This window comes from Bradyrhizobium sp. F1.4.3, from assembly GCF_040548375.1.
Classification (GTDB): Bacteria; Pseudomonadota; Alphaproteobacteria; order Rhizobiales; family Xanthobacteraceae; genus Bradyrhizobium.
Genome location: NZ_JBEPRN010000003.1, coordinates 33,213 through 52,666, shown reverse-complemented (window position 1 = coordinate 52,666; position 19,454 = coordinate 33,213). Strand labels below are relative to the sequence as shown.

General features: G+C 63.1%; 14 protein-coding genes and 1 pseudogene. 10 read left to right on the top strand and 5 right to left on the bottom strand.

All coding sequences use genetic code 11. From position 1 onward, the window contains the following. The first annotated feature begins 93 nt into the window (after positions 1–93). From urtA to ABIB73_RS12240, 9 genes are all read left to right on the top strand, one after another. Entirely contained in the window at positions 94–1,353 is a 1,260-nt protein-coding gene (gene urtA, locus ABIB73_RS12280; protein WP_354224373.1) for an urea ABC transporter substrate-binding protein, read from the top strand. Positions 1,354–1,502: 149 nt separating this feature from the next. Beyond that, positions 1,503–2,429 carry an urea ABC transporter permease subunit UrtB gene (gene urtB, locus ABIB73_RS12275; protein WP_354224371.1) on the top strand — a complete coding sequence of 309 codons (927 nt, stop codon included), beginning with the start codon at positions 1,503–1,505 and terminating at the stop codon, positions 2,427–2,429. A gap of 19 nt (positions 2,430–2,448) precedes the next feature. Continuing rightward, positions 2,449–3,591, top strand: a complete 1,143-nt coding sequence (gene urtC, locus ABIB73_RS12270) for an urea ABC transporter permease subunit UrtC (RefSeq protein WP_354224369.1) — start codon at positions 2,449–2,451, stop codon at positions 3,589–3,591. Positions 3,592–3,601: 10 nt separating this feature from the next. Further along, positions 3,602–4,357: an urea ABC transporter ATP-binding protein UrtD gene (urtD, locus tag ABIB73_RS12265; protein WP_143842796.1), complete on the top strand. Its 756-nt coding sequence runs from the start codon at positions 3,602–3,604 to the stop codon at positions 4,355–4,357. Positions 4,358–4,369: 12 nt separating this feature from the next. Continuing rightward, positions 4,370–5,059, top strand: a complete 690-nt coding sequence (gene urtE, locus ABIB73_RS12260) for an urea ABC transporter ATP-binding subunit UrtE (protein WP_354224367.1) — start codon at positions 4,370–4,372, stop codon at positions 5,057–5,059. Between the two features lie 27 nt (positions 5,060–5,086). Beyond that, positions 5,087–6,316 carry a formamidase gene (gene fmdA, locus ABIB73_RS12255; RefSeq protein WP_354224365.1) on the top strand — a complete coding sequence of 410 codons (1,230 nt, stop codon included), beginning with the start codon at positions 5,087–5,089 and terminating at the stop codon, positions 6,314–6,316. A 92-nt stretch (positions 6,317–6,408) separates the two neighbouring features. Further along, positions 6,409–6,783: an FmdB family zinc ribbon protein gene (locus tag ABIB73_RS12250; protein WP_354224363.1), complete on the top strand. Its 375-nt coding sequence runs from the start codon at positions 6,409–6,411 to the stop codon at positions 6,781–6,783. 43 nt (positions 6,784–6,826) lie between these two features. Further along, positions 6,827–7,867, top strand: a complete 1,041-nt coding sequence (locus ABIB73_RS12245) for an aliphatic amidase (protein ID WP_354224361.1) — start codon at positions 6,827–6,829, stop codon at positions 7,865–7,867. Positions 7,868–8,131: 264 nt separating this feature from the next. Continuing rightward, positions 8,132–10,981, top strand: a complete 2,850-nt coding sequence (locus ABIB73_RS12240) for an autotransporter outer membrane beta-barrel domain-containing protein (protein WP_354224359.1) — start codon at positions 8,132–8,134, stop codon at positions 10,979–10,981. A 3-nt stretch (positions 10,982–10,984) separates the two neighbouring features. Here ABIB73_RS12240 and ABIB73_RS12235 read toward each other — a convergent pair whose 3' ends face one another. From ABIB73_RS12235 to ABIB73_RS12215, 5 genes and pseudogenes are all read right to left on the bottom strand, one after another. After that, on the bottom strand, positions 10,985–11,806 hold the full coding sequence (locus ABIB73_RS12235) for an MlaD family protein (RefSeq protein ID WP_354224357.1): 822 nt from the start codon (positions 11,804–11,806) through the stop codon (positions 10,985–10,987). Between the two features lie 166 nt (positions 11,807–11,972). Continuing rightward, positions 11,973–14,186, bottom strand: a complete 2,214-nt coding sequence (locus ABIB73_RS12230) for an acetate--CoA ligase family protein (RefSeq protein ID WP_354224356.1) — start codon at positions 14,184–14,186, stop codon at positions 11,973–11,975. Positions 14,187–14,322: 136 nt separating this feature from the next. Next, positions 14,323–15,316, bottom strand: a pseudogene (locus tag ABIB73_RS12225) (glycosyltransferase family 2 protein). A gap of 153 nt (positions 15,317–15,469) precedes the next feature. After that, positions 15,470–16,039 (bottom strand): class GN sortase, encoded by a 570-nt coding sequence (locus tag ABIB73_RS12220; protein WP_354224354.1) that lies wholly within the window; start codon positions 16,037–16,039, stop codon positions 15,470–15,472. A 173-nt stretch (positions 16,040–16,212) separates the two neighbouring features. Continuing rightward, positions 16,213–18,477, bottom strand: coding sequence for a marine proteobacterial sortase target protein (locus ABIB73_RS12215; protein WP_354224352.1), 2,265 nt, complete (start codon positions 18,475–18,477; stop codon positions 16,213–16,215). A 187-nt stretch (positions 18,478–18,664) separates the two neighbouring features. Between ABIB73_RS12215 and ABIB73_RS12210 the strand changes: the two genes are divergently transcribed. Next, a complete protein-coding gene (locus ABIB73_RS12210; RefSeq protein ID WP_354224350.1) occupies positions 18,665–19,435 on the top strand; it encodes a helix-turn-helix transcriptional regulator in 771 nt (256 codons plus the stop codon). Positions 19,436–19,454: the final 19 nt, after the last annotated feature.

Sequence of the window (19,454 nt, the reverse complement as noted above, 5' to 3'; positions counted from 1 at the left end):
CAGTATACGCGATCTTGCGTATGCTTGCGGTGCACAAATTCGAGCCATCCTCACGGCACCAATCGCGTGTCCTCGAACAAAAGTGGGGTGCTCATGTCAGACGAAGCAAACAAGGGTCTATTGTCGCCGCTCCGGCGCAAACTATTGATGGGAATGGCGGCCGTGCCGGCCATCACGATGCTGCCGCGAGCGTCTTTTGCGCAGGCTCCGGCGACCTCGGCGGTCAATACCACGGGTCTCGCGGTCACCGACACCGAGGTGACGGTCGGCATCCTGCATTCGGCGACCGGCACCATGGCCATCTCCGAGACCGGCTCGATCGAAGCCGAAAAGCTCGCCATCGAGCAGATCAACGCCATGGGCGGCGTGCTCGGGCGCAAGATCAAGTTCATCCAGGAAGATGGCGCCAGCGACTGGCCGACCTTCGCGGAGAAGGCCAAGAAGCTGCTGGTCAACGACAAGGTCGCGGCGATCATGGGCTGCTGGACCTCGGCCTCGCGCAAGGCGGTGCTGCCGGTGGTCGAGCAGTATAACGGCATGCTCTATTACCCGACCTTCTACGAAGGCCTCGAGCAATCCAAGAACGTGATCTACACCGGCCAGGAGGCGACCCAGCAGATTCTCGCCGGCCTGAACTGGATCGCGAAGGAGAAGGGCGCGAAGTCGTTCTTCTTCATCGGCTCCGACTACATCTGGCCGCGCACCTCGAACAAGATCGCGCGCAAGCACGTCGAAAACGTGCTGAAAGGCAAGGTCGTCGGCGAGGAGTATTATCCACTCGGCAACACCCAGTTCAACTCGGTGATCAACAAGATCAAGCTGACCAAGCCTGACGTGATCTTCACCGACGTCGTCGGCGGCTCGAATGTCGCGTTTTACAAGCAGCTCAAGGCCGCGGGCATCGACCTCTCCAAGCAGGCGCTGCTGACGATCTCGGTGACCGAAGACGAGATCGATGGCATCGGCGGCGAGAACATCGCGGGCGCCTATGCCTGCATGAAGTACTTCCAGTCGCTCGACAATCCGAACAACAAGACCTTCGTGCCGGCGTTCAAGAAGATGTGGGGCGAGAAGACCGTGATCGGAGACGTCACCCAGGCTGCCTATCTCGGCCCGTGGCTGTGGAAGTTGACGGTGGAGAAGGCCGGCTCCTTCGATGTCGACAAGATCGCTGCGGCCTCGCCGGGCGTCGAGTTCAAGGGCGCTCCGGAAGGCTACGTGCGCATCCACGAAAATCATCACCTCTGGTCGAAGACCCGGGTGGGACGCGCCAAGCTCGATGGCCAGTTCGAGCTGATCTACGAGACCGCCGATCTCGTCGAGCCGGATCCGTTCCCCAAGGGCTACCAATAACAAGAGCTACCAGTAAGTCGCGGCGCGCCTGCCGCGGTTTCCTCTCAAGACCAAGGCGCTCCCTGGCGTGGATTGCAAGTCCACGCTCAAGACCCCGCGTCGCGAACCTGCTCGCGACGCGGGACCTTCATCCCAGACGGAGGACATCGATGTTCGGCGACTATTCGCTTGGTGATCTTGGCTCCATCTTCGTCATGCAGGGCTTTGCAGGACTGATCCTGTTCTCGGTCTACGTGCTGATGGCGCTCGGTCTTGCGATCATCTTCGGCCAGATGGGCGTCATCAACATGGCCCATGGCGAGTTCATGATCCTCGGCGCCTACGTCACCTGGATGACTTCGAATTTCTTCCAGTCCTATTTGCCGAGCTTGTTCAGCGGTTACTTCTTCCTCGCGATGATCCTGGCCTTTGTCGCATCCGGTGCGCTGGGAATGCTGGTGGAATGGGTGTTGATACGGCATCTGTACAAGCGCCCGCTCGATACGCTGCTTGCCACCTGGGGACTCAGCCTGATTTTGCAGCAGGCTTTTCGCTCCGTGTTCGGCGCGCGCGAGGTCGGCGTCGACCTGCCGCAGTGGATGCTCGGGTCGCTGCACGTGTCCGAGAGCATCGAAGTGCCGATCAACGGCGTCTTCGTGATGTGCCTCACCGTCTTGATCACGGTCGGTGTCGCCTATGTGATGTACAAATCGCGCTGGGGCCGCCAGGTGCGCGCCGTGGTGCAGAACCGCATCATGGCCGGCGCGGTCGGTATCAACACCGAAAAAGTCGATCGCTATACCTACGGCCTCGGCTGCGGCATCGCCGGTGTCGCCGGCAGCGCCTTCACGATGATCGGCTCAACCGGGCCGACGTCCGGACAGCTCTACATCGTCGATACCTTCCTGGTGGTCGTGTTCGGCGGCGCCGCGAGCCTGCTCGGCACCATCGCCTCGGCCTTCTCGATCTCACAGACGCAATCCACCCTCGAGTTCTTCATGTCGGGCTCGATGGCCAAGGTGCTGACGCTGCTCGCCGTTGTCGGAATCCTGATGCTGCGGCCGCAAGGGCTGTTCGCCCTCAAGGTCCGCAAGTGAGAAACGGAAGGCTGATGCAATGACCGACAATCGCTTCTTCAATCGATCGGAGTTGATCGGAATTCTGTTGCTCGCGATCTTCCTGGTGCTGGTGCTGCCGCTCACGCTCGATGTCTTCAGGCTCAATCTGGTCGCGAAATACCTGACCTATGCCTTCGTCGCGTTGGGGTTGGTGGTTTGCTGGGGCTATGGCGGCATTCTCAGCCTCGGCCAGGGCGTGTTCTTCGGGCTCGGTGGCTACTGCATGGCGATGTTCCTCAAGCTGGAAGCCTCCAGCCCCGAGAACACCAAGATCCAGTCGACGCCCGGGATTCCCGATTTCATGGACTGGAATCAAATCACCTCGCTGCCGCTGTTCTGGAAGCCTTTTCACAGCCTCACCTTCACCATCGCCGCCATCATTCTGGTGCCTGGCATCTTCGCCCTGATCATCGGGACGGCGATGTTCAAGCGCCGCGTCGGTGGCACCTACTTCGCCATCATCACCCAGGCGGTCGCGGCCATCCTCACCATCCTGATCGTGGGCCAGCAGGGCTACACCGGCGGCATCAACGGCATGACCGATCTGCGGACGCTGAAGGGGTGGGATATCCGGCCCGATCACGCCAAGATCGTGCTGTACTTCTTCGAGGTCGGATGCCTGTTCGTCTGCATCATGATCGCGCAGTTCGTCCGGCACTCCAAGCTCGGACGCATCCTGGTCGCGATGCGTGAGAAGGAGGACCGGGTCCGCTTCTCCGGCTACAGCGTCGCGAACTTCAAGATCTTCGCCTTCTGCGTCGCTGCCGTGTTCGCCGCAATCGGCGGCGCGATGTTCGCGCTCAATGTCGGCTTCATGTCGCCGTCCTTCGTCGGCATCGTGCCGTCGATCGAAATGGTGATCTACACCGCGGTCGGCGGCCGGCTGTCGATCCTCGGCGCGGTCTACGGCACGCTGCTGGTCAATTTCGCCAAGACCAGCCTGTCGGAATCCTTTCCCGAATTGTGGCTATTCGGATTGGGCGGGCTGTTCATCGCCGTGGTCCTCGCCTTCCCGAACGGCCTTGCCGGGATCTGGGGCGACTATGTGCAGCCGCGCATCGATCGCCTGATCTCGTCGCGCAAACCGAAACCTGAAGGCTGGACCGACAGCTCGGTCGCCGACGGCGCCCCGGCAGAGTGAGGAGATCATCATGCTCGTAGGTCACCAGCCCAAGGAATTCCTGCTCGCGGTCGAGGCGCTTACGGTGTCGTTCGACGGGTTCAAGGCGGTCAACGATCTCTCTTTCTATGTCGATGAGAACGAGATCCGCGTCATCATCGGTCCCAACGGCGCCGGCAAGACCACCGTGCTCGATTTGATCTGCGGCAAGACCAAAGCAACATCCGGCTCGATCCAGTTCCGTGGCAAGGAGCTGACCCGGATGAAGGAAAACGAGATCGTCAAGACCGGCGTCGGCCGCAAGTTCCAGAACCCGTCGATCTATGACGACCTCACGGTGTTCGAGAATCTGGAGATTTCCTATCCGCGCGGACGCTCGGTGTTCGGTGCATTGACCTTCACCCGCGACGCCGCCGTGCGCGACCGGGTGCATGAAGTCGCCGAAATGATCTTCCTGAAGGATCGGCTGAACGTGAACGCCGATCTGCTCAGCCATGGCCAGAAGCAGTGGCTCGAGATCGGCATGCTGCTGATCCAGGACCCCGACCTGCTGATGCTCGACGAGCCCGTCGCCGGCATGAGTGTGTCCGAGCGGGCCAAGACCGCCGAGCTTCTCAATCGCATCATCAAGAATCGTTCGGTGCTGGTGATCGAGCACGACATGAAGTTCGTCGAAGACATCGCGCACAAGGTCACCGTACTTCACCAGGGCCAGATCCTCTCCGAGGGCACCATGGAGAAGGTGAAGAACGACCCCAAGGTCATCGAAGTCTATCTCGGCCATTAAGGAGCAGGTTCGATGCTGGCTATTTCCGATCTTCACGTCGCCTACGGCCAGAGCGAGGTGCTGCACGGGCTCAACGTCAAGGTCGCCGCCAACGAGATCGTGGCGATCATGGGCCGCAACGGCATGGGCAAGACCACACTGATGAAATCGCTGATGGGCATCCTGCCGGCGAGGAGCGGCTCGGTGACGATGGACGGCGCCGAGCTCGGCAATCTGCCGAGCTACGAGCGCGTGGCCAAGGGTCTCGCCTATGTGCCGCAGGGCCGCATGATCTTCTCGACCATGACGGTGAAGGAGAACATCGAGACCGGTCTCGTCGTCTCCGGCGGGACCGAGGTGCCCGCTGATATCTACGAACTGTTCCCGGTGTTGCTGGAGATGAAGGGCCGCCGCGGCGGCAATCTCTCCGGCGGCCAGCAGCAGCAGCTTGCGATCGCGCGCGCACTCGCGACCAAGCCGAAGGTGCTGCTGCTGGACGAGCCGACCGAAGGTATCCAGCCGTCGATCATCAAGGACATGGCGCGCACCTTGAAGCGCATCCGCGACGAAAAGGGGCTCTCGATCGTCGTGTCCGAGCAGGTCCTGAGCTTCGCGCTCGATATCGCCGACCGCGTGCTGGTCATCGAAAACGGCGAGATCGTGCGCGACGATCCGCGCGACAGCGTCGATGCCGCGCAGGTCTCGAAATATCTGTCCGTCTAACCAACCGTGTAAAAGGGGAGCATCTCGATGCCAGAGACACTGATCAAGGTCGATCTCACCAAGTCGGCTTACGATAATGACATGGTGCATAACCGCTGGCACCCCGACATCCCGATCGTGGCCTGGGTCAATCCCGGCGACGACTTCATCATCGAGACCTATGACTGGACCGGCGGCTTCATCAAGAACAACGATTCCGCCGACGACGTGCGCGACATCGATCTTTCGATCGTGCACTTCCTGTCCGGCCCGATCGGCGTCAAGGGCGCCGAGCCCGGCGATCTCCTCGTCGTCGACCTGCTCGACGTCGGTCCGCTCAAGGAGAGCCTGTGGGGCTTCAACGGCTTCTTCTCCAAGCAGAACGGCGGCGGCTTCCTCACCGACCATTTCCCGCTGGCGCAGAAGTCGATCTGGGACATCAAGGGCCTCTACACCTCGTCGCGCCATATTCCCGGCGTCAACTTCGCTGGCCTGATCCATCCCGGCCTGATCGGCTGCCTGCCCGATCCGAAGATGCTGGACATGTGGAACAAGCGCGAGGCCGAGCTGATCTCGACCAACCCGACCCGGGTACCCGGCCTTGCCAATCCGCCATTTGCGCCGACTGCCCATGGCGGCCGCGCCAAGGGCGACGCCAAGGAAAAGATCGGCGCGGAAGGCGCGCGCACCGTGCCGCCGCGCGAGCATGGCGGCAATTGCGACATCAAGGATCTCTCGCGCGGCTCGAAGATCTACTTCCCGGTCTACGTGCCCGGCGCCGGTCTCTCGATGGGCGATCTGCACTTCAGCCAGGGTGACGGCGAGATCACCTTCTGCGGCGCGATCGAGATGGCCGGCTGGCTGCATCTCAAGGTCGAGGTGATCAAGGACGGCATGGCGAAGTACGGTGTCAAGAATCCGATCTTCAAGCCGTCGCCGATCACGCCGAATTACAAGGACTACCTGATCTTCGAAGGCATCTCGGTCGACGAAGCCGGCAAGCAGCACTATCTCGACGTCACCATCGCCTATCGCCAGGCCTGCCTCAATGCGATCGAGTACCTCAAGAAGTTTGGTTACTCCGGCGCCCAGGCCTATTCGATCCTCGGCACCGCACCGGTTCAGGGCCACATCTCCGGCGTGGTCGACGTGCCCAATGCCTGCGCCACGCTATGGCTGCCGACGGAAATCTTCGACTTCGACGTGATGCCGTCGTCGGCGGGACCGATCAAGCACATCACGGGCGATATCCAAATGCCGATCTCGCCGGACAAGTAATCACTGCGCGACGGGATGCGGGACGGCTTGTATCTGCGGCCCCGCATCCGCCACTGGATACGTTGAACAAGCTGAAGCGTAGGGATGATGCGATGCCGGTCTATGAATATCTCTGTGACGACTGCGGTCCGTTCAAGGATCTGCGCCCGATGGCGGAATGCGACGATCCGCAGAGCTGTCCCCATTGCGAGACGATGGCGCCTCGCGTGATCCTGACCGCGCCAAACTTCTTCTGCATGCCGGCGGAGAAGCGCAAGGCCCACGCCGTCAACGAGCGCAGCTCGCACGCGCCGCAGACGCTCGCGCAATACAAGGCGTCTCATGGCCCCGGCTGCGGATGCTGCTCGACCGGCAAGAAATCGTCCAGGTCCGCGTCGGACAAGACAAAGCCGGCGCGCCTGATGACCAAGAGCACGAGCGGCGCCAAGGGCTTCCCGACAGCGCGACCCTGGATGATCAGCCACTAACGCAGGCGGCAACCTCAAACCAATAAAAGACAGGAGCGGTCCCATGCTTCACGGCGATATTTCCAGCAGCAACGACACCGTCGGCGTTGCAGTGGTCAACTACAAGATGCCCCGCCTGCATACCAAGGCCGAGGTGCTCGACAACGCCCGTAAGATCGCCGACATGATCGTCGGCATGAAGCTCGGCCTGCCCGGCATGGATCTCGTGATTTTCCCGGAATACTCGACCCAAGGGATCATGTACGACTCCAAGGAGATGTACGAGACCGCCTCGGCGGTGCCCGGTGAAGAGACCGCGATTTTTGCCGAGGCCTGCCGCAAGGCGAAAGTGTGGGGCGTGTTCTCGCTGACCGGCGAGCGCCACGAGGAGCATCCGAACAAGGCGCCCTACAACACGCTGATCCTGATGAACGACAAGGGCGAGATCGTGCAGAAGTACCGCAAGATCATGCCATGGGTGCCGATCGAGGGCTGGTATCCCGGCAATTGCACCTATGTCTCCGACGGCCCGAAAGGGATGAAGGTCAGCCTGATCATCTGCGACGACGGCAATTTTCCGGAGATCTGGCGCGACTGCGCCATGAAGGGAGCCGAGCTGATCGTGCGTTGCCAGGGCTACATGTATCCGGCGAAGGAACAGCAGATCCTGATTTCCAAGGCGATGGCGTGGGCCAACAATGTCTATGTCGCCGTCGCCAATGCTGCCGGATTTGATGGAGTCTATTCCTACTTCGGTCACTCCGCGATCATCGGCTTTGATGGCCGCACACTCGGCGAGTGTGGGGAGGAGGAGTACGGCATCCAGTACGCCCAGCTTTCGAAGAATCTCATTCGCGACGCCCGCCGTACCGGTCAGTCGCAGAACCATCTCTACAAGCTGGTCCACCGCGGCTACACCGGTATGATCAATTCCGGCGAAAGCCCGCGCGGCGTCGCGGCCTGTCCCTATGATTTCTACAAGAACTGGATCGCCGATCCCGAAGGTACGCGGGACATGGTCGAAGCGATGACCCGTTCGACGGCAGGCACCGCCGAATGCCCGATCGATGGCATCCCGAATGAGGCTGCGCCGAGCAACTATTAGGTCGTCGCGGCCGACATCCGGGTCGGCCGGCGCAGGATCTTGCGCGGAATGGCAACTCCGCCGGGCAAAACCGTGGCGCGGTTGCAACATGGTCGTGGATTTTGCCTCGGTTGTGCGCCAAACGGACGCATTCGGGCCGGCCGTAGTTCTGCGGAACCTCCCCATGGCCTAAGTTCCCGGGCGGAATAGGCGGGACTGGGGGAGTGCGACGTGAGGGGCGTGGGGCTATGGAGGCTGCAGGGTGGACTGCGCCGGTATGGCGCCGTGTCATCCGCTGGCGCATCAACAATCCTGACGCTGGTGTTCAGCCTTGGCCTCTCGACGAATTCGGCCAACGCGCAATGCGCGCCTGATCCGGCGTCAAGCGGCCAAACGGTCACCTGCAGCGGTACCGATGCCGACGGCTTTCAGGCTGGCGTCGCTGTCAACAGCCTCACCGTCAACGTGCTGTCGGGCGCGACCGTGAACGACAACGGTGCCGTGTCGATCGGCGTCAACGACTCCAACACCGTCACCAACAACGGAACGCTTTCGGCAGGCTCGGGCCTGACCGGCATCAGCGTGGGCAATTCGAACACCGTGACCAACAACGGCATCATCACGGTGCTCGACAACGGCCTCGGCATCTCCGCGCTGGACCGCAACACGATTGCGAATGCCGGAACGATCACGACGGGTGACGGGGGCGTCGCGATCTCCGTCGACGACAACAACACCGTCACCAACACGGCGAGCGGCAATATCTCGGTCGGCCTGAGTGGCGCCGGCATACTCATGAACGGCAACTTTCAAACCGTCAGCAATTTGGGCGCCATCACGGCCGGCGACTCCGGTGTCGGAATTGCTGTGCAGGGCGATGACGCCAAGGTCAGCAATGGCGGTTCGATCACGACGGGCGACAGCGGGTCGGCGGGCATTTCGCTGCAGGGTGATCGGGCCGTCATCAGCCAGAGCGGGACGATCAGCGTTGGTCTGGGCGGCGTGGGCATCGCCGCGTCCAGCCTGTCCTCCACGATCACCAACAGCGGGCGGATCACGGGGACCGATTTTTCCGAGGGCATCATTATGTTCGGCGACGGCAACGTCGTCACCAACAGCGGTACGATCTCTGTCGGTGCCTCAGGCGTCGGTATCGATGTGTTCACGTTGTCGACCAGCAATCAGGTCGTCAATACCGGCACCATCACCGTCGGGTCCGGCGGCGTCGGCATCAGCGTGAGTGGCGGCGCGAGCGTCTTCAACTCGGGAACCATCAACGCCGCGACCGGCTTTGCCGCGATCGAGTTCTGTAGCTGCGGCTCGAACACGCTTACGCTCGGGCCCGGCAGCGTCATCAACGGCTTCGTGCTTGGCGCTGGCACCGATACATTCCAGCTCGGCGGCACCGGCAAGGACACGTTCGATCTCAGCCTGATCGGCAGCGGCCTCCAGTACGACGGCTTCACGACCTTCAACAAGGTCGACAGCTCGACCTGGACGGTGACGGGCACCGGCAATCAGAACTGGAACGTCCTGGGCGGCACGCTCATGCTCGCCGGTACCATCAACGGCATTGTGAGTGTCGCGGCCGGCGGCACGTTCGGTGGTGTCGGCACGACTGGCACGATCACCGTTACTGGCGGCACGCTGGCGCCGGGTCATCCGACCGGCACGCTCACCGTGTCCGGCGACCTCTCGTTCACGTCGGCGTCGAGCTACATGGTGCAGGTCTCAGGCACCAACAACGGCTTCACGATCGTGACCGGGACGGCGACGCTCGCCGGCGCCACGGTCGTCGTCGTGCCGACCGGGTCGATCGCGAAGCACTACACGATCCTGAATGCGACGACGCTTCCCGACAGGTTCAACCCGGTGGTCGCGGGTCTGTCGCCGAATCTGCATGCCATTCTGAGCTATGATCCGAACAATGTCTTCCTCGATCTCGCGCTGGGCTACGGCGGCGGCCTCAACATCAACCGGCAAAACGTCGCCAATGTCCTGACACACCACTTCGACAGCACCGGCAGCCTTCCCGTGGCGCTGGCGAACCTCTCGCCGACCGGACTGACGCAAGCCTCCGGCGAGCCGGGGACGGGATCGCAGCAGACCACGTTCAATGCGATGAACCTGTTCCTTGGCCTGCTGACCGACGTCTTCGGCACGGGGCGTAGCGGCGCGCCCGGTGCTGCGCCTTATGCCGACGAGACGAACGCAAATGGCTATGCGGCGGCCGGCAAGCGCCCCAGCGATGCGTTTGCGTCGATCTACCGCAAAGTACCGACGCCGACATTCGAGCAGCGCTGGGACGTCTGGGCTGCGGGTTATGGCGGCTCGCAGAGCACCGACGGCAATGCCGCGCTCGGCTCGAACAACACCACCAGCAGTGTCTACGGCACCGCGGTCGGTCTCGATTATCGCTTCTCGCCGGCGACGATCGCGGGCTTTGCTCTTGCGGGCGGCGGCACTGGTTTCAGCGTCAACGGGCTGGGTTGGGGCCGCTCGGACCTGTTCCAGGCCGGCGCCTTCGTCCGTCACACCGCCGGGCCTGCCTATATCTCGGCGGCGTTGGCCTATGGCTGGCAGGACGTCACCACCAATCGCATCGTCACGGCCGCCGGCATTGATCAGTTGCGCGCGCAGTTCAATGCCAACGCCGTCTCGGGCCGCATCGAGGGCGGCTATCGCCAGGCAACGCAGTGGATCGGGCTGACGCCCTATGCCGCACTCCAGGCCACCATGTTCAGCCTTCCCAGCTATTCGGAGTTCGCTGTGGTCGGCAACAACGCGTTTGCGCTCAATTACGCTGCCAAGAGCGTCACCGACACCCGCACCGAGCTCGGCCTGCGCGCGGACCGGGCGTTTGCGGCCGCAGGCGGCGTGATGACGTTGCGCGGCCGTGTCGCCTGGGCGCATGATTTCAATCCTGACCGCAGTGTCGGTGCGGTGTTCCAGGCGCTGCCGGGCGCGGCCTTCGTCGTCAACGGCGCCGCGCAGTCGCGCGATTCCGCGCTGACCACGGCGTCGGTGCAAATGAACTGGATGAACGGCTGGATCGCGGCGCTGACCTTCGAAGGCGAGTTTTCGAACGTCACCCGCTCCTACGCCGGCAAGGGTGTCGTGCGCTACGCCTGGTAGACTTTACCGTTTCTGCTGTGTGGGCTTGCGCGGTGGACGCGGCGCGACCGGAGTTCCGCTCATCTTGTTGGCGGCCTCGCTGATGTCGAGCAGGGTCTTTCGGCCATCCTCGAGGAAGCTCGCCGATTTTTTCTTCATGGTGTCGGCGAGCTCGTGCAGACCCTGCACCTTTTCGAACAGCTCGTCGGCCTTGCCGTCGACGAAGCCCGGCACCACGCCCTCGATCTTCGTGACCGCCTTGTCGAAGCCCGCAAACGCGCTGTCGACTTTGGCCATGATCGTGTCGATTTCGCCGCCTTTGCTCCTGAGGTCGTCGGTGTAGTTTTCGAACGTGCGCAGGCCTTCCTTGATCGCGGGCGCGTTGCTGACGATCGTGCGATCGACACTGTGCAGGGTGTCGACGATCGTTTCGGCGTCGCTGAGATCGGCGGTCAGCACGGGGACGCCGTCCGAATCCAGCGGCACCGGCGGCGCGGAGGGCGCGCCGCCGATCAGCGAGACCGCAGCGACGCCGGTGAGGCCCTGGAACTCGATGCCGGCGACGGTGTCCTTGCGGATCGGTGCCGCGTTGTCGAGCATTACCAGCGCGACGACCTTGCGCGGATTGTCGAGCTTGATCGACAGGATCTGGCCGGCAGGCACGCCGTCGAAATTGACCGGTCCGCCGCGACGCAGGCCGCTCGCGGAACCGCCTTCGAATACGACGCGCAGCTGGCTGCGGCTCTGGATGGTGCGCCATTTCTGCACGCCGAGCAGGCCGCCGAACGCCACGGCGATCACCGTCAGCGTCGCTGTTCCGATCACCAGATTGCTCGCGCGTGCCATGCAGGTGCGATTCTACGGCCAAAGCGGGAAAGTTGGAAGGACGATGCTTCGGTCGTGATGTTAAGGAGGGCGCGTTAGCGAAGCGCAACCCGCCCTATCTCTTGCGGCCTTTGGATACAAGATGGCGGATTACGCGGAGCCGGTGGCTCTTCCGCCCTACGGCTCTTCAATGCCCGGCGGAGCGTTTTGCCGCAGCATTGTTCAGTACGATCAGGGCGTCGACGGCGACGCCGGTCCTGGCGTTGATCAGGAACGGATTGATGTCGATCGATGCGATCCGGTCGCCGGCATCCGCGATCAGGTTGGAGAGTCCAACCAGCGCCTTGACCGCGGAGGCCTCATGCAACGCCGGCTTGCCACGATAGCCGTGCATCTTGACGCCGGCCTTGGTGCGTCCGATCAAAAGCCGCGCTTCGTCCTCGTCGAGCGGTGCGCCGGCGAGCGCCACGTCCTTCATCAGCTCGATATCGATGCCGCCGGTACCGAACAGCACGACCGGCCCCATCTCCGCATCCAGCGAGGCGCCGACCACGAGTTCGAGATCAGCCCTGACCTGCTGCGCGATCAGGATGCCGTCGAGCTTCGGCTTGCCCTTCAGCTTCTTCACCCGCGCCGTGATGTCGGCAAACGCCTTCTTCACCTCGGCCGCGTTGTTGAGGTTCAGCACCACGCCGCCGATGTCGGATTTGTGCAGGATCTCGGCGCTGACCACCTTGGCTACGACGGGATAGCCGATCTGCTTGGCGATCTTCACGGCCTCCACTGTCGTCTGCGCGATTCCTTCCTTCGAGACCGGAATACCGTAGGCCTTCAGCAGCTTCTTCGAGGCGACCTCGTCGAGGGCGGCGCCGGTTGCCGATGTCAGCGCCTTCTCCAGCACAGCACGCGCGGCAGGCCTTGAGCTCGAGGCGATGTCCGGCACTTCCTTGCGCAGCCTGGCATAGTCGAGCAGGGATTTGATCGCAGTCACCGCGCGGTCCATGCCCTGCATGACTGCGAGATGCGGCAGCGATTTGCGCAAGCCCTTGGTGAATTCGGTGAAGCCGATCGACATCGCGCTGATATAGATCACCGGCTTCGAAGCCCGGCCCGCCATCTCGTCGACGATGCGTAAATTGCGCTCGCGCAGCTCATGCGGTGCCTTCGGCAGCTCGGCATCGACAATGACGATATCGATGTCGGGATCGTCGATCATCAGCTTGATCGACTTCATGTAGACGGAAGGATCGACCACCGCGGCGAAGCCTGCGTCGAGCGGATTGCCGACGATCGAGCCCGGCCCGAGCATTTTTGCAAGTTCCGAGCTGACATGCGGGCTCAGCGGCGCGAAATTCAGTCCCGCGGCATAGAAGGCGTCGATCAGCATGCCGCGCTTGCCGCCGGACAGCGTGACTGCGGCGAGCCGGTCGCCTTTGGGTAGCGCGGCGTGGACGAAACATTCGGTGGTCTCGATCAGCTCGTCGAGGCCGCGCACGCGGATCACGCCCTCGCGGGTCGCAATCGCGTCGAACGTCTCGATCGAGCCAGCGAGCGCGCCAGTATGCGCCATCGCGGCGGCGCGGCCGCCCTCTGACGAGCCGAGCTTGAGTGCGATCACGGGCTTGCTTGCAGCACGCGCGGCCTTGCAGGCATCGCGAAAAGCCTTGGTGTTGCGCACGCCTTCGAGATAGACCACGATCACCTTGACGCTCGGATCCTCGGCGAAATAGCGCATCAGGTCCGGTGTCTCGAGCCCGGTCTCGTTGCCGGTCGTGACCATGTAGCCGACACCGACGCCGCGATCTTCCAGCGCCTGGCGGATCGCCATGACGATGGCGCCGGACTGCCCGGCGATCGCCACTGCGCCCTGTTCCATGGTGACGATGCGGTCGTCGATATTGGTGAACAGCTTTTCGCCCGCGCTCAAATTGCCAAGGCAGTTCGGACCCGTGACGGCCAGCCCGGTCTCGCGCACGGCCGCCTGCAATTCGGCGGCGAGCTTCTGGCTCTCCTCATCCTGCAACTCGCTGAAGCCCGAGGTGACGATGGTGGCCGACCGTGCGCCGGCCGCGGCAGCGTCGCGGATCACCTGCACGGCAAAGCGTGCGGGCACCAGCACCAGAACGTGATCAGGCTTTTCCGGGAGGCTGGCAAAGTCCTTGTAGCAGGGGACGCCCCAGATGGCTTCGCGCTTGGCGTTGACCGGGTAGAGCCCGCCCTCGAAGCCGTATTTGATCAAATTGTTCCAGATGCGCTCGGCATAATTGCCCGGCTTGTCGGTCGCGCCCACCAGCACGATGTTGTGCGGATGCAGCATGGCGTGGATGCCTTTGACCATTTCGCTGGCATCGGGCGGCGGAGACCAAGGAGAGACTGACGCAGCAGACACCTGAGCTTCCATGGCGTGACCTCACCTGTTGTTTTTCTTGGCGGCGCGTCGCTCTGTTCTATGGCGAGTTCTCCGCAGTGGCAACCGTGAGGGTGGTATGCCGCGTGATGGAATGAGCGACGTATCAGCGTGGGTGACCGCGGCGTGTTCAGTATCGCAGCAGGCCCCACTTGTAGCCATAGTGATAGGCCACTTGCTGTGCGAGATAAGGAGCGACGGCGCGCCGGATCTGCATCTGCGTCGGATCGAATCCGAGAACGCGGCACCGCAAGATGCCCATTTCTTTTACGCCGACCGAATAGGTTGCCGCGGTCTTCTGCGCGTCATGGATGCGGAAGCAGGACAGAAACCGCGGCAGGCGCACGAACTTGAATCCGGCGGCCTGCGCCCGCAGTATGAAGTCCCAGTCCATTGCGTAGTGGAAGCTTTCGTCGATCGGTCCGATCCTGTCCCATACGCGCTTGCGCCAGAACATCGTTTCCTGCGGAATGTAGTCGGCATATTGCAGCGCCTTGCCGTCATGGCGCGGCAGCACGGCGCGGCCGACCTCGAGCCCCTCGCGATCGATGAAGATGCGGTTGCCGTAGACGACGTCGGCGTCGGGATGCGCCGTGAAATAGTTGGCGACATAGGCGAGCGTCCCGGGCAGCAGCATGTCGTCGCTGTTGAGATAGGCCATGATCTCGCTGTCGACGCCGGCAAAGCCGAGATTGATGGCGTTCGACTGGCCCTTGTCCGGCTCGCTCTTCCAACTGATACGGCCGCCGCGGCCTTTCAGCAGATCAAGCGTGCCGTCGATCGAAGCGCCGTCCTGCACATGATAGTAAAGGTTCGGATAAGCTTGGCTGACGATGCTGTCGATCGTGGCGCCGAGATATTGCGCATGGTTGTAGCTCGGCGTCACGGATCGCGATCCGCGGCGCGTTTGCCGGGATAGCGGGTGCGGGACTGAACGCATTCAGGTTGAGCAGGCGCGGCGGATATTGCTCGAAGGTCCACATCGGCGGGCGCCGCCAGAGGCTGCGAAGGGAGGTGCGCCGCTGGCCGGACGCGATGAGATCCAGGTTTCTTTCCAGTAACGCGACGCGGTTTTCGAGCTGCTCCAATCTCTGTTCGAGACGCTGCCTGAACTCTTCGTCCATCTACGGCTTCTTCCCCGCCGATTCCAGAATAGGAAAATCCCGGCATTCTTGTAGGTCTACGAGGTCTACGGCTGGCGGCGCCAGTTCACAGGTTCCATGCGACGATTTGGCCCGGCGAATTTATGCGCAGTTTGAGAAGGCGCGACAGAAAACCTAGCCGCCGTTTCCAACCAGCGTGGCATGAAGGATGTAGCGCTCGGGGCCGGACGCGACGGCGTCGAACGGCCAGCAGGTGGTGAGTACAAGTTCAGCATCCTCTGTCGCCGGATCGATGCCCGATGCATCGAAATGAACCACGGCGGAGGAATCCGCGCGATAGCGGAAGTGCCTGCCGTCGCGGCGTGTGATCTCGATCACGTCGCCAATTGCAACATTTCGCAAGAAGCGGAAATGCGTGTCGCGATGCGCCGCATATACAGCAATGCCGTGCTCGCCGGCATCAACCGTTTGGTCGATATGACCGGGCCCGAAGGCAAGCGCCTGTCCGCTGGTGCCCGCGAGCACGATGGTGCTGGCGCCGATCCGCTTCACCTCGATCCGTGCGATCGGCCAGGTATCGGCCCAGGACCACGGCTTGACCGTCTGGCCCGTCGCAACGCTTCTGTCGAATGCGCGCTCCAGCAGCACCTGCGCGAACCAAGCCTTGGCGTGGATGTAGACGCCATCGCCAAACAGGATGGCGCCGACGAGCGCGAGAACGAGAGGAGAGATAAAGCGGGGCATTTGTTCCACACTCGTCATTGCGAGCGAAGCGAAGCAATCCAGAGTGTTTCCGCGGAAGCAGCCTGGATTGCTTCGCTACGCTCGCAATGACGGTAAAAAAACGCGCGCGGCTGTTGGGATGGGGACGGGGCAGCCGCGCGCGCTGAAGGAGAGGAGTTCGGGGGGCTCCTCTCTCAAGCGGCGTCAGTGAGCAAGGGCTGACGCCGGTTGAATACGAACAGGATCAGGGCGAGCACGATCAGGATCAGGCCTGCGACCATCTTCAGCTCGGCCGAGGTTGCGGTCTTGGGCAGGCGGATCGCATCGGGCGCGGCAGGTGCCGGTCGCCTGGCCGCGGGCTGACTGCCCGCATCGGCACGGCGCTCGCGCAACTGTGTCGGCGCCTGCTGCGGCCGCTCGCCAAACACCTTCGCGAAATTCCAGCCGGCCGGCAGGTTGATCGGCAGCTCGCTGAGCTTGAGCGGCTCGCCTTCGGGACGACTCGGCGTCTTGTCGACCGCAACCAGGCTGGTCAGCCGCGTGACGATCTGATGGTCGAGCGCCAGCGCAAGGATCGCCTTGTCCGTATCCTCAGGCGTCGTCTCGCGCAGGGTGCGCGCCACTTCCGCATCGCCGATCTTGCGCTTCGCCCAGAGCTTCGACAGGCCCTTGCCTTCTGCAGCATTCTGCAGCGGCAGCGTCACCGACCACGGACGGTCGCCGACGCGCCCCTTGATCTCGAGCGAACCCGCGAGCTTGTCGAGCTTCGCCGCAAGCACCAGCGGCTCGTCGCGGTAGACGTCGGGGATGATCGCAGGCGTAACGTCGGCCTTGGCTTCGGAGAACTTTGCGGCGAGGCCGGTCACCGCAGGGTTCTCCAACTTGGCGAACAGGCCGCGCATGCGCTCCTCGACCTGCTCGACCGAGCCGATATGGGTGAAGGCGCCGCGGCCGAGCTCGGAAGCGCGCGTCATCAGATAGGTGTTGGGCGCTGATCCAATGCCGACCATGAAAATGCGCGAGCGGCCACGCATCGCCGTGATCGTCTCGAACAATTGCTGCTCGTTGCCGATCGCGCCGTCAGTGAGGAATACGACCTGACGGACCATGCTGGTGTCGCCGAGCTTGTCGGTCAGCGCCGCACGCATCGCCGGCACCATCTCGGTGCCGCCGCGCGCCTGCAACGCGCCGACGAACGCGGTCGCCTCACCGACATGCGCGGCATCGGCCGGCACGGAGGTCGCGAACAGCACGTCCATGGTGTCGTCGAAGCGGATGACGTTGAAGCGGTCGTTCGGCTGAAGCCGGCCGAGGGCATAGAGCAGGCTCGCCTTGGCCTGGACGATCGAGGTGCCGCCCATCGAGCCGGAATTGTCGATCACGAACACGACCTCGCGCGGCAGCGGCTTCTGCGTCGCCTGCTCGGCGGCAGGCGGTGTGACGAAGGCGAGCAGGTAGTCGGCGTCGCCGACATGCTCGCGGAACAGCCCGACCGACGGCGCCTTCTCGGCCGCCGGCTTCCAGGTCAGCTCGAAATCGCGGTCGGCGGGCACGGTGCCATCGGCCAGCGTGACGACCCGCGTCGTGCTGTCCGGGCTCTCGATCCTGACGTTGTGGTGGTGGCTCTTCACCTCGCCGAGCGCGAAGCCGGCCTTCAGACGTACAGTAATGCTGGTCAGATTGACCGGCTGATTCTTGGCGGGATCGAGTACCGGCGGTGAGATGCGGTCGCGGTCCGGCACCGGGTCCGATGTGGTTGCGCCCCAGCCTGAGCCGTCCTTGCGGAAATCGACGCTCTGTACGATCGGCGCCGGATTGTAGCGCGGCGCGACCACCAGCGGCACGCGCAGCGAATATTCACTGCCGGATTGATGCACCGGCTCCTGATATTCAATCTGCACCAGCAGGGTTTCGCCGGGACCGACATTGGCGACCGAGTTGGTGAAGATGTTGGGCCGTTCCTGCTCGGTGAGCGCAGCCGTCTGTCCGGCGCGGCGCGCCTGCTCGTAAATGACGCGTGCCTGCTGCCGCTCCTTGATGTCGCCGACGATGACGCGGTCGCCGACCACCATCTTCAGCGTGTCGACGGCGCCGTCGGTGGCAAGCGGATAGACATAGGTCGCCTCGACCCAGTCCTTGGTCGGGTTTCGGAAGACCTGGGTGACGCGGGTGCGCAGCGTCGGACCGGACACCGTGATGTCGACGTCGATCCCGAGGCGGATGGCTTCCGTAGTGGCGCCGTCCTCCTTCAGGAGGAGAGTGCCGGAACGGGCATCGCCCGACTGGAGCAGGTTGGCCTGCTCCGTCGTCGCCGACCAACTGGGCTCGAAGCTCACCAGCAGGGCTACGAAGCCAACCAGCAGCACGGCCACGCCCTGCACCAGAAGGAACAGTCCGAGCTTGATCAGCCTGCCCAAGAGAGGGTGCTCGTTGCTGTCGACCGCGTCGTAGGTGTTCATTTTGCCTGCTCCCGAAGGGTGTTTGACGACATCGAGCATCCGTCGGGACGGGCCGATTTCGCGAGCAGAATGATCGGCAATGTTCCGCCGCGGCTGGCCCGGGTGGGCCGCCGCCGAGGCCGCCATGTGCGGTTTTGTGCTGCCTTGTCTGCCCTGCTAGACTGGCGCTCGTGGAGCAGGGTTAACGATGCAGACTCAGGACAAACTCTCCGACAGGCAGCTTTCGGACGAGCAAAGCCGCGAGATCGCGGAGACCATCCGCGAGGAGCTCGCCAGACGCCGGATCTCGCGGCAGGCGTTGGCCGAGCAGGCCAAGCTCAGCCTGTCGACGCTGGAAAAAGTGCTCGGCGGGCGCCGGCCGTTCACACTGGCAACGACGGTCCGGCTGGAGCAGGCGTTGGGCGTCTCCCTGCGCAAGAGCGCTGTTGTGGTGACGCCTCCGGCCGCAAACGATGTCGCGCCCGACAGCCTCGGCTCCTATTCGCATCGCGCGGTGACCTGGCTCGAAGATGTCTACATCACGCTGCGGCCGTCGTTCGGCGACAAGGATGCGATCTTCGCCTACCGCACCGAGATCGTCTGGGAGCCGAAAGTCTCCTCGCTGGTCTTCCGCGAGGGCGAGCGGACGGACGCGGCCTATGAGCACACCGGCGAGGTTGCGGTACCGCACCAGTCCGGTTTCATCTATCTCGTTATCAACAAGCACGGCCAGCATCGCGTGATCACGGTGTCGCGGCCGACGGTGGCCGGCGAGATGTACGGCATCATCTCGACGCTGCGTGCCGGCTCAGGCTCGCAACTGACACCGATTGCGGCGCCGATCGCCTTTGTGCCGCTCAGGAACGTCCCGGAGCCGTCGCTGGGACGGGTCGCGCCTGGTGAAGCCAACCATGCACTCTATCGCGATCACCTGCGCCGCACGGTTGACGAATCGTTCGCACTCTTCCTGCCGGCTTAGTTCGCCTTAGCGGGGCACA

Excerpts from the sequence above, each read along its gene's own strand:
- urtA (WP_354224373.1), top strand. The coding sequence starts at position 94 with ATGTCAGACGAAGCAAACAAGGGTCTATTGTCGCCGCTCCGGCGCAAA.
- urtB (WP_354224371.1), top strand. The coding sequence starts at position 1,503 with ATGTTCGGCGACTATTCGCTTGGTGATCTTGGCTCCATCTTCGTCATG.
- urtC (WP_354224369.1), top strand. The coding sequence starts at position 2,449 with ATGACCGACAATCGCTTCTTCAATCGATCGGAGTTGATCGGAATTCTG.
- urtD (WP_143842796.1), top strand. The coding sequence starts at position 3,602 with ATGCTCGTAGGTCACCAGCCCAAGGAATTCCTGCTCGCGGTCGAGGCG.
- urtE (WP_354224367.1), top strand. The coding sequence starts at position 4,370 with ATGCTGGCTATTTCCGATCTTCACGTCGCCTACGGCCAGAGCGAGGTG.
- fmdA (WP_354224365.1), top strand. The coding sequence starts at position 5,087 with ATGCCAGAGACACTGATCAAGGTCGATCTCACCAAGTCGGCTTACGAT.
- ABIB73_RS12250 (WP_354224363.1), top strand. The coding sequence starts at position 6,409 with ATGCCGGTCTATGAATATCTCTGTGACGACTGCGGTCCGTTCAAGGAT.
- ABIB73_RS12245 (WP_354224361.1), top strand. The coding sequence starts at position 6,827 with ATGCTTCACGGCGATATTTCCAGCAGCAACGACACCGTCGGCGTTGCA.
- ABIB73_RS12235 (WP_354224357.1), bottom strand. The coding sequence starts at position 11,806 with ATGGCACGCGCGAGCAATCTGGTGATCGGAACAGCGACGCTGACGGTG.
- ABIB73_RS12230 (WP_354224356.1), bottom strand. The coding sequence starts at position 14,186 with ATGGAAGCTCAGGTGTCTGCTGCGTCAGTCTCTCCTTGGTCTCCGCCG.
- ABIB73_RS12220 (WP_354224354.1), bottom strand. The coding sequence starts at position 16,039 with ATGCCCCGCTTTATCTCTCCTCTCGTTCTCGCGCTCGTCGGCGCCATC.
- ABIB73_RS12215 (WP_354224352.1), bottom strand. The coding sequence starts at position 18,477 with ATGAACACCTACGACGCGGTCGACAGCAACGAGCACCCTCTCTTGGGC.
- ABIB73_RS12210 (WP_354224350.1), top strand. The coding sequence starts at position 18,665 with ATGCAGACTCAGGACAAACTCTCCGACAGGCAGCTTTCGGACGAGCAA.